Source organism: Colwellia sp. C1TZA3 (genome assembly GCF_007954265.1).
In the GTDB taxonomy this organism is placed as follows: domain Bacteria; phylum Pseudomonadota; class Gammaproteobacteria; order Enterobacterales; family Alteromonadaceae; genus Cognaticolwellia.
Genome location: NZ_VOLS01000025.1, coordinates 43,761 through 59,086, shown reverse-complemented (window position 1 = coordinate 59,086; position 15,326 = coordinate 43,761). Strand labels below are relative to the sequence as shown.

The 15,326-nt window shown below is 39.2% G+C and carries 10 protein-coding genes; 4 read left to right on the top strand and 6 right to left on the bottom strand.

Going from position 1 to position 15,326, the window contains the following annotated elements:
• Positions 1–177: 177 nt before the first annotated feature.
• Both ESZ39_RS09290 and ESZ39_RS09285 read right to left on the bottom strand, forming a co-directional pair.
• On the bottom strand, positions 178–1,053 hold the full coding sequence (locus tag ESZ39_RS09290) for an outer membrane lipoprotein-sorting protein (protein WP_146879633.1): 876 nt from the start codon (positions 1,051–1,053) through the stop codon (positions 178–180).
• 11 nt (positions 1,054–1,064) lie between these two features.
• Positions 1,065–3,653 (bottom strand): efflux RND transporter permease subunit, encoded by a 2,589-nt coding sequence (locus ESZ39_RS09285; RefSeq protein WP_223270315.1) that lies wholly within the window; start codon positions 3,651–3,653, stop codon positions 1,065–1,067.
• 147 nt (positions 3,654–3,800) lie between these two features.
• On the opposite strand from ESZ39_RS09285, the gene ESZ39_RS09280 reads away from it, so the two are divergent.
• Positions 3,801–4,112 (top strand): ArsR/SmtB family transcription factor, encoded by a 312-nt coding sequence (locus ESZ39_RS09280; RefSeq protein WP_191321742.1) that lies wholly within the window; start codon positions 3,801–3,803, stop codon positions 4,110–4,112.
• A 746-nt stretch (positions 4,113–4,858) separates the two neighbouring features.
• On the opposite strand, the gene ESZ39_RS09275 is transcribed toward ESZ39_RS09280, so the two are convergent.
• Positions 4,859–5,878, bottom strand: a complete 1,020-nt coding sequence (locus ESZ39_RS09275; RefSeq protein ID WP_146879632.1) for a GlxA family transcriptional regulator — start codon at positions 5,876–5,878, stop codon at positions 4,859–4,861.
• Positions 5,879–6,014: 136 nt separating this feature from the next.
• Between ESZ39_RS09275 and ESZ39_RS09270 the strand changes: the two genes are divergently transcribed.
• Positions 6,015–7,910, top strand: coding sequence for a beta-ketoacyl synthase (locus ESZ39_RS09270; RefSeq protein WP_146879631.1), 1,896 nt, complete (start codon positions 6,015–6,017; stop codon positions 7,908–7,910).
• A gap of 247 nt (positions 7,911–8,157) precedes the next feature.
• On the top strand, positions 8,158–10,380 hold the full coding sequence (locus ESZ39_RS09265; protein ID WP_146879630.1) for a diguanylate cyclase: 2,223 nt from the start codon (positions 8,158–8,160) through the stop codon (positions 10,378–10,380).
• A 264-nt stretch (positions 10,381–10,644) separates the two neighbouring features.
• On the opposite strand, the gene folE2 is transcribed toward ESZ39_RS09265, so the two are convergent.
• Entirely contained in the window at positions 10,645–11,571 is a 927-nt protein-coding gene (folE2, locus tag ESZ39_RS09260; RefSeq protein WP_146879629.1) for a GTP cyclohydrolase FolE2, read from the bottom strand.
• Positions 11,572–12,199: 628 nt separating this feature from the next.
• Between folE2 and ESZ39_RS09255 the strand changes: the two genes are divergently transcribed.
• A complete protein-coding gene (locus ESZ39_RS09255; RefSeq protein WP_146879628.1) occupies positions 12,200–12,547 on the top strand; it encodes an Hpt domain-containing protein in 348 nt (115 codons plus the stop codon).
• Positions 12,548–12,600: 53 nt separating this feature from the next.
• On the opposite strand, the gene arcA is transcribed toward ESZ39_RS09255, so the two are convergent.
• Positions 12,601–13,302 (bottom strand): two-component system response regulator ArcA, encoded by a 702-nt coding sequence (gene arcA / locus ESZ39_RS09250; protein ID WP_146879627.1) that lies wholly within the window; start codon positions 13,300–13,302, stop codon positions 12,601–12,603.
• Positions 13,303–13,649: 347 nt separating this feature from the next.
• Complete coding sequence (locus ESZ39_RS09245; protein WP_146879626.1) at positions 13,650–15,266, bottom strand: sensor histidine kinase; 1,617 nt, start codon at positions 15,264–15,266, stop codon at positions 13,650–13,652.
• Between the last annotated feature and the right edge of the window lie 60 nt (positions 15,267–15,326).

Below are 15,326 nucleotides of genomic sequence, written 5' to 3'. Positions count from 1 at the left end.
TAGTTAAAATAGCTCAAGGCTGTGTTGCTCTCAATCCCAATAGCCAGCTATTGCTCAATCGAGCGCCTTACCTTGAGTTATTTTTCCTGCGCACAACAAGATCACAAACTTAATGGAACTGGTATTACTAGGTAAATTATTATTCAGTAAATAAGTATCAGAGCAATAAGTTAGCGATTATTCTAACCAAGCTTTAGGTGGTGTGCGCATACTGCGTTCACTAAAAATATTGTCAGGTAAGCCAAGGTTATATTTAACGTGACGAAATTGCATTTCGGTATAACTATTATTACTTAGGTTGGTAATGCGTGACTTCATCACTGTGGCTATACCGTCAATATCTTTCACTTGCAGCACGGTCATTTTGCGTATTGCTTGCTTGCTTTGATCGAAATAAGTGGTCTCCAGAGGTAAAAAATTACCTTTATCAATTTTCACTGTATAGCTGCTAAATTCAACACTTTGAGGATCTTTGGGTTTAGCATTAATTAGGTAGGCGTCTTTATCTTCACTCACTAAGGTAAAATTATCTTCTTTAGGATTGCGACCAGAAACATCTTCATAATAAAAGTGCGAACCAACAAAAGACGTGCGTTTATCGCCAGCAGAAATACGTTTAACTAGATCGAGTGCCGGTAAAAATAACCAGCGATTGTCATCTGTTTTAAGTTGTTTTTCTACACGAAAAACTGTGTCTTTGACATTGCTTGGTTGGGAAAAAAACACCAACATATTTTGATCACCAAGATCTTGTTCATCTTTGCGTAAAATCGTGAATTGGCGCATTTGGCGATTACTGTTTTCATCAACAATAATCATTCGCGCCTCGGCGCTGCCATCGTCACTGGCGTAATATGAAGCAAGATTAGCTTGATCAACAATATCGCGCACTTGTTTTGTTGTTAGCTTTGTCGTAGCACTTTCATTGGCTAGTGTCTGAAGTTCTGCGGCCTGTAGGGTAAAGTTAGTGGCTAAAAATAAGCTAAACGACAAGGCAACTTGGCCACTAACTTTTACTGCTTTTATTAGATGATTACTTAGGTTAATGCTCATTAGGGTGTCCTTTATGATTGTGCTAAATTTTTTGTGGTTTTACGCCGAGCTAATAGCGTTAGTATCGCTGGTAGTAATACTAAGGTGACTAAGGCCGATAAAATCATGATGCTGGCTAAGAAAAATCCCACCGTGATATAGGGCATCAACGGCGATAACAACAGTGGCGTAAAACCAATAGCAATCACAATGGCATTGCGGACGATGGCGCGGCTAGGCTCTTGAAACATCGCTTGTAATGCTAGGCTTAGGCTTTGCTTTTCAATTTCAAGTTCGCGTACACGTTGAAGAAAATGAATGGCAAAATCAATTGATAACCCAAGTGTTAATGCCGAGAGCACCGCGATAGGCATATCGTAAGCTTTGCCAAACCAGCCCACCAGTCCGTAGATCATGGTGATGGTAAAGGTCAGGGGCAGCATGGCCAATATGCCATATTTTATCGATCTAAACAGTAGCACCATGATTAAAAATACCGCGATAAATGATGATATTAGGCTGTCGATCATGCCGCTGACCATGGCGTCTTGCCAAACAACATTAAGGTATGACTTACCGGCCCATTGATGCTGAACCTTGATAGGGGGTGGGTTTTTATCTATATAGTCGTCTAACCAACTCACCACGTTAGCCATATGTTGATTGTCGCCACTGCTCATTTGTAGCCATAAAAGTGTACGTTGATAATCTTTGCTAACAAAGTGCCATAAATCTTGTGGGCGATGAGAAGATTGAAACTGCAATAAAGTTTGTGCAACACCATTACTGCTTTTAGGAATAGCAAAGTCTTTGTCATCACCTGAATTTAGTTCGCGGTTAACGGTGCTAATGATATCGGTCAAACTATTGACCTTACCGACATCGCCTTTGTTAACCATAGCGGTTTGCAATTTGGCCAGCCAATTAAGCATGTCAGGGTCGGTAAATATTTTTTGTGCATTGTTCGCTTGCTCGCTGACCTTATAAAGTTGCTCAAGCCAAGGTTGTTCGAGCGCGTTTGCGCTAAAGCTAAAATCATCAAGCTGTATTAATAGCTCTTGTGTAAAGAAAGTGTTTTTTTCACTGGACTCATCTTTTAGCCATTGATGATAGATTTTTGAAATAGCTGCTTTTGTTTTTCCATCATTCGCCGTGTTGAGTATTTCGCTAAAACTATCAAGGGCAGTTTGCTGTTGAGGCTTGTTATTGCTAAACACTATCCATGCATTATAAGTACCGGCAAAGTGTTGATTAAGCGCTTTATCCGCCACACGAATTTCATGATCAGCTTTAAACCAATTCACCGGGTTGTCATTAATGATAATACGATTAACACCGACCAGGCTGACAGCAAATAAAGCGATAAAAGCGATCAAAATAAGCTTGGTACGTTTAATCGAAAAAGCGCCCAATTTTTCTAGGCTTGTGGCTAATTTACCTTTTTGTTCCATCAGCGCGATAGCGCGTTGTAGTTTGGCTAAGGTTTCAGGCTTCATGCGGGCAATGTAAGCGGGAATAAAAGTAATGGTTAAAACAAAGGCTAATAAAATACCGGTTCCGATAAAGCCGCCAAAAACTTTTACCGGCGGAATAGGGGTTAACATCAAGGAATAAAAGCCAACGGCAGAAGTGATTGAAGTAAATAGCATGGGTTTATATAAGTGCGCCATGACTTTTTTAATGGTTTTTGACGCGTCATCACCGGCTTTAAAACGATCGGCAAATTCCGATAAAATGTGCACTGAGTCAACCACGGCAATGGGCATCAGAAATATCGCGATCATCGAAGACATAATATGAACGGTAAAGCCTAAGCCTATTAAGCACCCCATGATGATCAATACCGTTGCCATGGCGACCACCATAGGGGCAATAATTAAGGCAAAATTTCTAAAGAAAAGCCAGAGTAATAAAAATATCGCTAAGCCGGCTAATGGCGCGGCCACGCCCATCTGGACAAACATTTCGTGGCCAAATTGGTCTTCAGCTACCGGTAAACCGGTAATGTGAAAGGCTAAGTTATCTTGTTCAACTGTCGTTATATTAGCGGCTAAAGCACGAATTCGTTCAGCAATAATATAACTTTGATCTTTAGCAACAATAGGTACATAAATCGCGACTGCTTTGTCGTCGCCAGAGACTAAGGTGTTGTTAAGCATAGGTAAGCGTTTCACCGCTTGCCGAATTTTCTGGCTTGCTTTAAGTGTCGTCGGCGCTTGTTTCATCAGGTATTCAAATAAAACGCCTTGGCTAACACCTTGCTCGTCAGTTAATTGACTAATATTATCGACAACATTTAGCGACATTAAGTCTTGTTTAATAACGCCATCAAGTTGAAGAATTTCATTAGTTAATTGCTCAACAATGCTTAAAATTTTAGGCGTAAAGATAGTATCTTTACTGACTAAACCAACGACAATCATATCGCGCATCAGAAAGTCAGTTTTTATCTGATTGTGAAATACCCGTGCTGGCGCATCTTGGCTGAGCATATTTTCAGGGTCGGTATCAATAGCTATTTGGGGCAGCATCGCCACACTCAGTAATGTGATTAGCCATAGTAAGCTATAGATGACTTTCGGCTTTGTGATGGCAAAGTTTAATACGCGTTGGTAGTTCAAAATACTTCCTCTTCTACATTATAATATTAAGGTATATTAGAAAAATGTAATGTACTTTTATATTAGCAGTATCTAATGTAATATCCAACCATAAATAACTTTACGCGATAAAATGATTTTTTTGCGATAATAAATAGCGAGTAACAAATGGCTGAGTTAGCAGCAATTGATATAAATGAAATGCGTAAAAATGCTTCGCAGGCTGCCGACTTATTGAAAGCGATGAGTAATGAGCATCGACTGTTGATATTATGTCATTTAGGCGAAAAAGAAATGTCAGTCAATGAACTGAATAACTTTGTTGATTTGAGCCAATCAAGTTTATCGCAACATTTAGCCCGATTACGCCAAGATAATTTAGTTAAAACACGACGTGAATCACAAACCATATTTTACAGTATCGCCAACCCTTCAGTAGTGAAGCTGATTAGCTTTTTACATAGTGAATTTTGCGCATAGGTTTTAATAAGCCCAGTGCTATACCCGTTCCACTTCAAGATGCAGTTTCAGCGTTAAGCTAGGAAATCAGATCAAGGCGCGATACGAAGATAATGGTTATTCTCGGTAACTGCTCCTGCGTTACCCTAATGTCCTACATCGACGTGCATGGAAGTACTAATGCCGTGGAGCCATGGATGGCTAAGAACGGCCATGTAGGAACCTTATCAAGTAGTGCACAGGTTTTTTGTTCCAGACAAAACCTAAGTACATACATCCATGTATGCAACGCTGGACTGGTTTTCTAGCTTAGCTCCCTACGGGCAAGCCGATAAAGGGTCATCTGTGGCGTTATGGATTTCGACAATATTCCCACAGGGATGTGGGTTATTAGAGCAACGCAGGAGCAGTTGCCAAGAATAACTATTCTCTTCAATCCATGCCTGGTACCTAACCCTTTCTCGACTTGCACAAACCTGCACCTTGAAGTGGAGCGGGTATATAATACCAATCCCATTAAGTTATTGCTCACTTGTACTAGTTAAAATAGCGCAAGGCTGTGTTGCTCTCACTCCCAATAGCCAGCTATTGCTCAATCTAGCGCCTTACCTTGAGTTATTTTTCCTGCGCACAACAAGATCACAAACTTAATGGAACTGGTATAACTCACACGCGAAAGCTTAAGCATTAAAACGCAAGTACTAAGGCGCAAGTATTAAAGCCAAACATTAAGATAGGACAATAAAAAATGTCCTTAGATTAGCCACTTAGTCGTTACTAAATAATTTTCTTCTTACCATCGCCCGATAAGCTTTTGGCGTTATATTTAATCTGTGTTTAAACAGACGAGTAAAGTTTGCTTGGTCTTGATAACCGACTTGAAAAGCCACTTCTTGAATGGATAAATTACTCGCCGCTAATAATTCCTTTGCGGTCTGTATTTTTAATTTTTGCCAATATTGTGTGGCATTAATACCAGTGGCGAATTTAAATCTACGGGTAAATGAGCGTTGACTGATGCCGAACTGCTGGGCGATGTTATTTAAGGTTAACTCAGTGTTTAAGTTGCTTTGTAACCAAAATTGAATTTGGCTGATTAATTCGTCAGCGTGGCGATCTACCGCACCTTCTAAATAGCGCTGTTCTTCGTAAGGTTTTCTAATTTCATGGGAAAAATTTCGCTCTACTTGTTGCGCGGCATTTTGACCATAAATTTGAAAAATAATATGCACCACAATATCAGCTAAGGCATTGACACTGGCAGCACAATAGCTTCGTTCCGATTGGGTGATAAAAAAATCTGGCTTTAAATCTACTTTTGGATAATCACGTTTAAATTGCTCAACATAGTGCCAATGAGTGGTTGCTGGGTGGTAGTCTAGAATACCCGCTTCAGCCATTAAGCAAACGCCGGTACCACCGCCAATTAATGTTGAACCTTTGCTCCAGACATCACTTAACCATTGCAACATTTTCGGTTGTTTGGCAATAGTCGGCCTAGGATTGCGCCACAAGCTTGGGATAAAGGCAAAATCAGGTTGCTGAGCATGGTCAATGTCAGTATCAGGTAGCAGTCTAATTAAAGCGCGAGTTGATATCGGTTTAATGCTCTCAGCAACCATTTGAATAGATAAACGTGGGGCCTGACGATTTGCTTGCAAAGCCACGGCTTCACCAGCACGTAACATTTCAACTGGCAGGCTGACACTGGTTGCTAGCATGTGATCATAGAGTAACAAGGCAATGTTGATGGTATTGTCTTTATTGCGTTTAAATTTTGTCTTCATTAAGCTTATTACTCTATATTCTACTTGTTTGGCTATTTTGACATATTTTATGGCTATAAATGAATGTTATTTATTTGTGGTAACTCTTACACTGAAAAACATAAATATTAAGCTTTGAATTTAAAGAGATTTTTTCATGACTGCGTTACCGATTATAGTTGGCATGGGCGGCATTAATGCCGCGGGTAGAACATCGTTTCATCAAGGCTTTCGCCGCATTGTTATCGATAAATTAAATGCTGAAGCTCGCCAAGAAACTTTTGTTGGTTTAGCGACCTTAATGAATTTATTAACCAGCCAAGATGGCAAACTGGTTGATGACCAAGGTAAGGTTGTTGATAAATCTGAGGTTGAAAAACACTTTGGTGCAGCAATTTTAGCCGGCACTTTAATCCGCAAAATTGAACATGATCACTTTGACCCTGATGCGACACCATGGCAGCAAAAATTGACTATGGATACTGGTGAAAACGGTATTAGTTTTGAAACCCGTGCCCGTGATTTACCCAAACCATTACCGCGCACATGGCAAATCACTGAACTAGCAGATAAACGCGTTCGTGTGGATATTGCCGGTGAAATTGAAGTCAAACATGACTCAACTCGTGATAACCCGATTAAAGCCGCTGGACAATTTCCCACCGGCTTTAAACCCGCCAGTTTATATAACAGCCGTTATCAGCCACGTGGTTTGCAAGCCACTGTTTTTGGCGCCGCCGATGCTATTCATTCTACCGGTTATAGTTGGAATGAAATTGTTGATAAAATTTGTCCAGATGAAATTGGTACTTACTCAGCATCAGTATTTGGTCAAACTCAGGCTGAAGGTCTGGGTGGCATGATGCAAAATCGCCAAAAAGGCGAGCGAGTATCAACAAAAAACTTAGCCCTTGGTTTAAATACCATGTCGACTGACTTTATCAATGCCTATGTTACCGGCAGTGTCGGAACAACCTTTACCTCTACCGGCGCTTGTGCCACTTTTTTATATAACTTAAAAGCGGCAGTACAAGATATTCAAGCCGGGCGTATTCGCTTGGCAATTGTTGGTAGTAATGATTGTGCCATTACCCCTGAAGTGGTCGAAGGCTTTGGCAATATGAGTGCTTTGGCCAATGAAGAAGGTTTGAAAAAAATTGATGGTAATGGTGTTGCTGATCATCGCCGAACTAGTCGCCCGTTTGGTGAAAACTGTGGTTTTACCATTGGTGAAGCCGCGCAGTTTATTGTTTTAGTGGATGACGCCTTAGCGCTAGAGCTTGGCATGAATGTTTTGGGTTCAGTGGCAGATGTTTTTACTAATGCTGATGGTTTTAAAAAGTCGATTACAGCGCCAGGCCCAGGTAATTATATTACCATGGCTAAGTCAGTTTCATTGGCTAAGTCGATTATGGGTGCAGAGTCGGTTCAGCAACGTAGCTTTATTTTAGCGCATGGCTCGAGTACCCCGCAAAACCGTGTTACTGAATCGTTAATTTATGATCGTATTGCCAAGAGTTTTGATATTAATAATTGGCCTGTAGCCGCGCCTAAAGCCTTTGTCGGCCATACCATTGGCCCAGCAAGTGGTGATCAAGTGGCTATGGCGCTAGGCATATTTGCTCACAATATTATGCCAGGTATTACCACCATTGATAAAGTCGCCGATGACGTTCATAACGAGCGGTTAAATATTGCCACTGAGCATTGGCATTGTCAGAATATGGATGTTGCCTTTATTAACTCGAAAGGTTTTGGCGGTAACAACGCCACAGCAACCTTGTTTTCTCCAGCGGTAACCTTGGCGATGATGGAAAAACGCCACGGTGCTGTTGCGATGCAAACTTACCGTGATAAAACCACGGTGGTAGAACAAGCAAGAGTCAAATATCAAGCACAAGCGGACAGTGGTGATTTTCAAATTATTTACCGCTTTGGCGATGGCACTTTAATGGATGATGACCTTAGTATTACCGATGAAGATATCAGCGTTTCCGGTTTTACTAATAAAATAGTGCTACCGGCAAAGAATCCATTTGCCGATATGGTTTAATCTTAACCAAAAGCCAGAAAGTTTGCCTAAAAGCCCTGCAATTATATTGACAGGGCTTTTGTATTTAATGCACTATAAATAGTAGCCATACGAATATTGTGCATGAAATTGCTAATATTCTATGGTTGATAAACAATATTGTGCCTTGAGGGGATTTTTCGTAACTTTTAATCACTTTTCGCAGATTTTCGTAACTATACAGTTAACATTATAATAATTTAATAACCCTTAAAATGGCACATTATATATGGCTATAGCGCCTATTAAGATTGCTTTAAAGCTTGACAACGATCATGACATTGTTAAGGCTAAACCTAGTCAAACCCGTCCTATCTTATTAGCCTTAGCTTTAGGCTTAGTCGGCGCATTGCTCAATAGTTACCCGATAGAGCTCGCTTATAGTATTTTTTTAGTCGTTGGTAATTTGGCTTTTATTATTGCCGCTGCTTATCTTCGCCCCGCATTGACCTTATTATGTGCTTTGCTTTGTGTCGCGCCGTTGTTAATTATTTGGGGTCATCCCTTTGGCTTTTTAACTTTTGGCTGCGAAGCACTCTTTGTCTCCTATTTGCGTGGTCGTGGTTGGTATTTACCAACAGCAGATTTTTTGTATTGGTTGCTTATTGGTATGCCATTGACTGCGGTGCTAATTAAATTTACTACGACCAGTGCAACAGAATATTTAATATTCTCTTTGTTTAAACAAAGTATTAATGCAATTTTTTATACGGCTTTAGCGGTTATCTTGATTTTTGTATTTGGTGAAAAATTAAGTGGTTGGATAAAGTCACAACAACCACCGCTAGTGAAAAATCTCAAACAATACTTGCAGTATATTTTATGGGTGATGTCGGCTTTTTTTGTTGTTGGGGTTTGTTTGTTTTTAAGTCGAAGTTTAACTAATATACAGGAACAACAATTTAAAGGTAAGCTTGATATTAGCAGTCAATATGTTGGCCGTATTATTGAAAAATACGTTGATGAACATAAGAAAGCGATTGCCCAAGTAGCGTATAAGTTATCTGCTATTGAGCCCAGTAATTATGACGATGCTTTGCTTGAAGTTCATAAAATTTATCCAGGCTTTCTGACTATGCTAATTGCCAAACAGGACGGGAGTTTAGCGACTTCTTCACCGAGCTCTTTAATGGCAAACCTACCTAAAAGTAGCTTTAGCGTGGCTGACCGCTCATATTTTTCCCAAGCCTTTTTTCAGCAATCACTTTATGTGTCTTCAGTTTTTCTGGGGCGAGGTTTCGGTGCCGATCCGATCATTGCTATTAGTGCGCCAATTTATGCTAACAAGAATGATAGCAAGAATGATAAACCCATTGGTATTGTTGAAGGTTCGTTAAATCTTAACTTGTTTGAACAGGTTAATCATTATGCCGCCAATGATCGAGAAATTGATTTGGTATTGACTGATGAAAATGACAATGTTATTTATGCTGAAGCTAGCTTAGCGCTAGCTACATTGTCAAAATTTAATTTTTCTTCGGATCAAGTTAATGCCAAACATCAATTATTGACGATTGACACTTATGGTGCCAATAAACAGCGTTATTTATACCGTCAATCCGAACTCAATAATGGCTGGAAAATATTTGTTTTAATTGAGCATAGTCAAATTTTAGCGTTAATTGAACAACAATATTTGACCATTTTTATCTCGTTATTTGTCATTTTCGTTTTGGTGATTTTATTAGCAAACCGATTTGCCAGTACCTTAAATAGACCACTAGCATTCGCTTTAAAAGAGCTTGCCCACGGTGGTGGAGCAAGCGGTTATAGAGCTATCCCTTATGTGGCACCTACTGAATTTTTAACCTTGTATGATGAGTTACAGCAGTCGAAAGAGTACTTACTTAAGCAGAAATCTATTTTAGAAGAAACAGTAGAGAAACGTACTGAAGAATTAAATCAAGCGAATACAGCCCTAAAAAAATTAGCTAATAAAGACAGTTTAACGGGTTTATATAATCGTCGTTATTTGAAAAACAAGTTTAGTGAGTTACAAGCGATATTGGCGCGAAATAATGCCGATATGTTGGTGGCTATGCTGGACCTTGATCACTTTAAAAAGCTTAATGATAAATATGGTCATTTAATGGGTGATCACTGCTTAAAATATGTTGCTGAAGTAATGAAGAATAAGTTTCTTCGTCGCAGCGATATTGTTGCACGCTTTGGTGGTGAAGAATTTATCATTGTTGCGCAACATGATGAACAAGGCATTATGCTAGAAAAGCTCGAAGAGTTACGTCAAGAAATAGCTCAGCATCACTTTGAGCATGATAGTGGAGATTTTATAGCTGTAACTATATCCATTGGCGTGATGATGGCTAATGCGGCATATTCTGAAAAAATTACTGATTGGATCACGCTTGCTGATGAACAACTCTATCAAGCAAAAGACAATGGCCGTGATCAATTATCAATAAATCAGTTAGCTCATATCGCTCAGAAATAAGCTCAGCGCCATGGTTATTATTTTTCGAGGCAATAATGCTTTTTTAATGTCTATTTGAGTGGCTTCTGCCTATTGGCATGATAATAATTGATGGTTATATGTAGCTACATTTCAATTTTTCTATCGTTATTTTTAGTGCTCAATGAGACAGCAGTTGCTAATTTTATGCTCGCAGAAAGAAAAATCCCCAGCTATTTTAAAACAACTAGGGATGATTGACTTTGAGCGTAGCTTATTGCACTAAGCTTAGATTGCTTAGCTTAGCTAAGATTTATAGCCATCGACAAGACCTTTAGTGGTCACACTGACAGCGTCATGGGCATGTAACGATTCTAAATGGTTAATACGCAACCAAAAATCATCAAATTGCTCAGATGCATTCATGGTGTGTTGTAAACGACGAGCCGCATCTTCACAAAACATTAAGTTCTGACCATTTAAACGAGCAAACTCTTGTTCATCTTCACGTTTTACTGCCGCTTGTACCGGTGTCTTCAGCGAATTTTCAATTAAATCGACCAGATCTGTAATAGGAAATTCAGTGGTTGAGTTATTTAATTTAACTTTAAGTTCAGCAACAGAACGTTGACTATGTGGCGTGGCCATAATACCTTCGGTAGTGCCAAGCCATTCATGCACGTCGGTTAAATCAACATCTGCTTGGCCAATAAACTTTTCTTTAAAGGCTTGTTGAATAAGTTGACGAGCCAAGGCTGCAGAGCAAGGGCAAGTTGAAGAGTAACGCACATCAATAGAAAGCTCGATATCCAACTTACCTTGATTTAATTGCCCAGTAATGGTGACAGGATAGGCTTTCCAGCCTTGTTTGCCACTAATCAGTGATTTGCGGCGCAGATGATAGTCAAAGCTAAACTTAACTTGAGCATTATCGCTTAGATCTTGGTGGCTACTGATAAAGCCGTCTAATAAGGTCACTAAACTTTGATGGTTTAAAACATTTGAGTTTGATAGTTCATCAAGGAGCAAATATAGGCGCGACATATGTATGCCTTTCGCTTTTGGCTCTTTAAGGTTAACAAACGCATCTACGTAAGCTGAAACCATACGTTCTGATTGGCCTTTTGAGGCAACCATGATAGGCATTTCTATATTACTCATGCCGACCCAATCCAAAGTCCCCTCAGTTTGTGCTGTGGTGTGATTTGCTATATCAGGCATTAATGTTGGCATTTTGACTCCGCTGTTCGCTGTGCACTAGGTAAAGGGTTATCTATGGTAACTTCAGTAGCTAGTAAAATTATAATGAGCATTACTGTCGTAAAAATAACGACAATCTCCACCAGTAGTTAACAAAGTGGCATATAATGCATTGGTCCGGGAAAAGGCGACTATTTTGAACGAAATACCCCCTAATAGCAATGTTTGTCATAGCGATGTTGATATTGTTCTAGTATACCCGTTCCACTTCAAGATGCAGTTTCAGAGTTAAGCTAGGAAATCAGATCAAGGCGCGATACGAAGATAATGGTTATTCCCTTATCAAGTAGTGCAACGCTGGACTGGTTTTCTAGCTTAGCTCCCTACGGGCAAGCCGATAAAGGGTCATCTCCGGCGTTATGGATTTCGACAATAGAACAACTATTCTCTTCAATCCATGCCTGGTACCTAACCCTTTCTCGACTTGCTGAAACCTGCACCTTGAAGTGGAGCGGGTATATATGGTAGTTGTATTTAATATCTGTTATAAACAGCGTAGGTATCAGCAGTAACTTCAGGCTGAAATATTGTTAGCTATCATATAAATAACATTAAAATTTTAATTCGACGTAGTGCAAGCTGGCGTCACTAAGGAGACTTCATGGCAACAACCCAACACATAGATTTAATCTTGATTAATGGCTATTTAGAAGCATTAGACCTAGCTGTGATTGAACAAATGTTAGATTTATATATTGAGCAGTCTGCATTGTATTTAACGGCGATTAATCGTGCTGTTGTTAATATGGATGAAAAAGCCTGGCAAGAGCAATGCCATAAAATGAAAGGGGCAGCAGCCAGTACCGGTTTAAGCCAAGTGCACCAGAAGCTGCTCTTGATAGAGAAATCACATGAAGATGCTGAAACAAAAGCTCAGCACTTGCAAGCATTGAGCTTGTTAAACCAACAAGCTATTGCTGCTTTTCAACAGTGGTTTGCTGAACAATAGCCTGACAGGTTACTTATTAGCAGGTTAAATATTTTACCCTGCTAATGACACAGTTAATCTAGTTGGCCAATGAATCGGTAACCCTCACCATGAATAGTGTTGATCAACTCAGGCGAACTTTCTACTGATTCAAAATGTTTACGTAAGCGACGAATGGTAACATCAACTGTTCGGTCATTGGTGCGTAAGTCTCGCCCGGTCATTTCTTTGATCAATTGTTGACGGGTAACAATTTGCCCGGCATTAGTGATAAGTAAGCGTAGCGCGCGGTATTCACCACGAGGAATTGATATTTCTCTCTTATCTGGCGTGGTCATTTTTCGTGCGTTACCATCAAGAGACCACTGATTAAAGCTAATAAGTGCATCGTTTTTTTCTACATGGCTAGGTAACATGCGACTGAGTATGTTGCGAGCACGAATAGTAAGTTCACGTGGATTGAACGGTTTAGTGAGATAATCATCAGCGCCAATTTCTAGCCCAAGAATTTTGTCAATATCACTGTCGCGACCGGTCAGAAAAATTAAGCCTAAGTCGTTCTGGCGGGTTAATTCTCGTGCGAGTAAGAGCCCATTTTTACCTGGTAAATTAATATCCATAATAATTAAATTTATTACGTTGTCTGTTAGTGCGCGTTCCATGCTGTCGCCATCTATTGCTTCGGAGACCTGATAGCCTTCAGCTTCAAATAAATTTTTTAGATTAAAGCGTGTGACGTCTTCGTCTTCTACGATCAATATATGAGGTTTTTGCATGTGCATTATCCAGTTCTGTGAGGTTTAATTTTTATAATTGTTAATTTGATTGGCATCAATTAGTATTTTTCGTAACGATGCAATTATAGACTATTTGATGGCTAATAAATAATCGGCACATGGTATAGAAGCTACCGTTAAAAAACAATCAATAGCACGCTAATTACTGCTTTTTATCGCGATTTAAATAATGGCGAGTCAAAATTACGCTAAGTACTAGTAGATAATTGTGCACTTAAGGCTCGTGAAGCCTTAAGTTGTTAACAATTTAATCTATTAGCTCTAAACTATATTGAAACTATTACCTATAAACTATATCGAAATTTAACCAATAGCGAGTTAATTGGCTATTTATTAATAGGGAAGTTAATTTCAATGCTCACACCATGATCTAATTCACTGTTTAATACTATCGAGCCACCAAGTGCTTGAGTAACTAAATTATAAACTAAATGTAAACCTAAACCGCTGCCTCCTTCACCACGTTTTGTCGTGGTAAACGGTTCAAAGACCTTATGCTTTATTGATTCAGCAACCCCCAGACCATCATCTTTATAGAGGATATTAAGTTGATTGCTCAGCAACATAACGCTGATTGAAATGTGGCCTTTATCTTTACCTTCAAAACCGTGAATGATGGAGTTCATAATTAAATTAATAAGAATTTGATTAATCGGCCCTGGTTTACTGTTAATGGTTAACTCATTAGGGCAATCAATATCAATAACGTACGGTAAAACATTGAGTTGCGGTTTGAGGGTGAGTAACACTTCGTTTAAAAGCTGCTTAACATCGAAGATACGTAGGTCTTCACTTGATTGGTCTACGGCGACTTTCTTAAAGCTGGATATCAGGCCAGCTGCACGATTTAGATTACGATAGATAATGGCGACATTTTCGACACTGTCATACAAAAACTTTTTTAATTGGCTAGATTTTAGGGTTTTATTATCAAAAGCATGTTTAATTTCATCTAATCTATCGGCTAATAATGTTGAGGCTGTTACTCCTAAGCCTATTGGTGTGTTGACTTCATGTGCAACACCGGCAACCATATCTCCTAGAGAGGCCATTTTTTCGCTTTCAACCAATTGGCTTTGAAATTGATGGAGTTTCTCTAAAGTAGAGAGTAACTCTTGATTAGATTCTTTAAGGGCATCGGTACGTTTATTAATTTTATTTTCTAATGCTTGTGAGTGCTCAAGATTTTGCTGCTCAGCAGCGTCTAACTGTTTGATGTGCTTATCTATACGAGTAAATAAGATATTAATATTACGCGCTAAAATATCCGCTTCACGATATGGCATAGTTTCGCACTGTTGCTGAAAGTTTTTTTGTTGAGCGGCAATTTGTACGGTGTTAATCAAAGCAGAGAATGGTGCACTGATATAGCGTTCAAGTTTGAGCGCGATAAAAATGGCAATAATAAATACCATAAAAGTAATTATTATGCTGATGATTAATAATTTATCCATCATTTGTGTAATGTACTCACTGCTGCTCTGCAGATAAATATAAGCTATAATTTTTTCTTTAACTTTAATTGGCTGCATATACTCAAGGTGATTTTCTTGGAACCTTGGGATCAATAAGTGGCTAATCTCATGCGATTTTTGTGCAATGCTGGCGCGCTGTTCATTGCGCTTGTAACTATAAAATAAGGTCAGTTTTTCAGTATCACTATTGAGTTTATAAAGGTGTAAATAATTTAAATTAGGAATGTGCTTGGGTAGTGAAAAGTTATCCTTTAGCGCTAGTCGTTGTGAGTTAACTAAATAGGGTGAACTCTCCTTGGCCAAAACATTGGCCCAGTGCTTTATTTGACTGGTGGCGCTGGTCTGATAACTACTGTTAAATTGCTGGGTGATTACTGAGAGACTTAGTAGTGATAATAACGTGATAGCACTGATGATACAGATCAAGCAGACACGACGAAGAGACCAAATAGGTTTGATTGTTGACATACAGTACTAAACTCAATTAATTATGACGATAAAGCGTTTTTAGAAAATCTTATGGCTTTG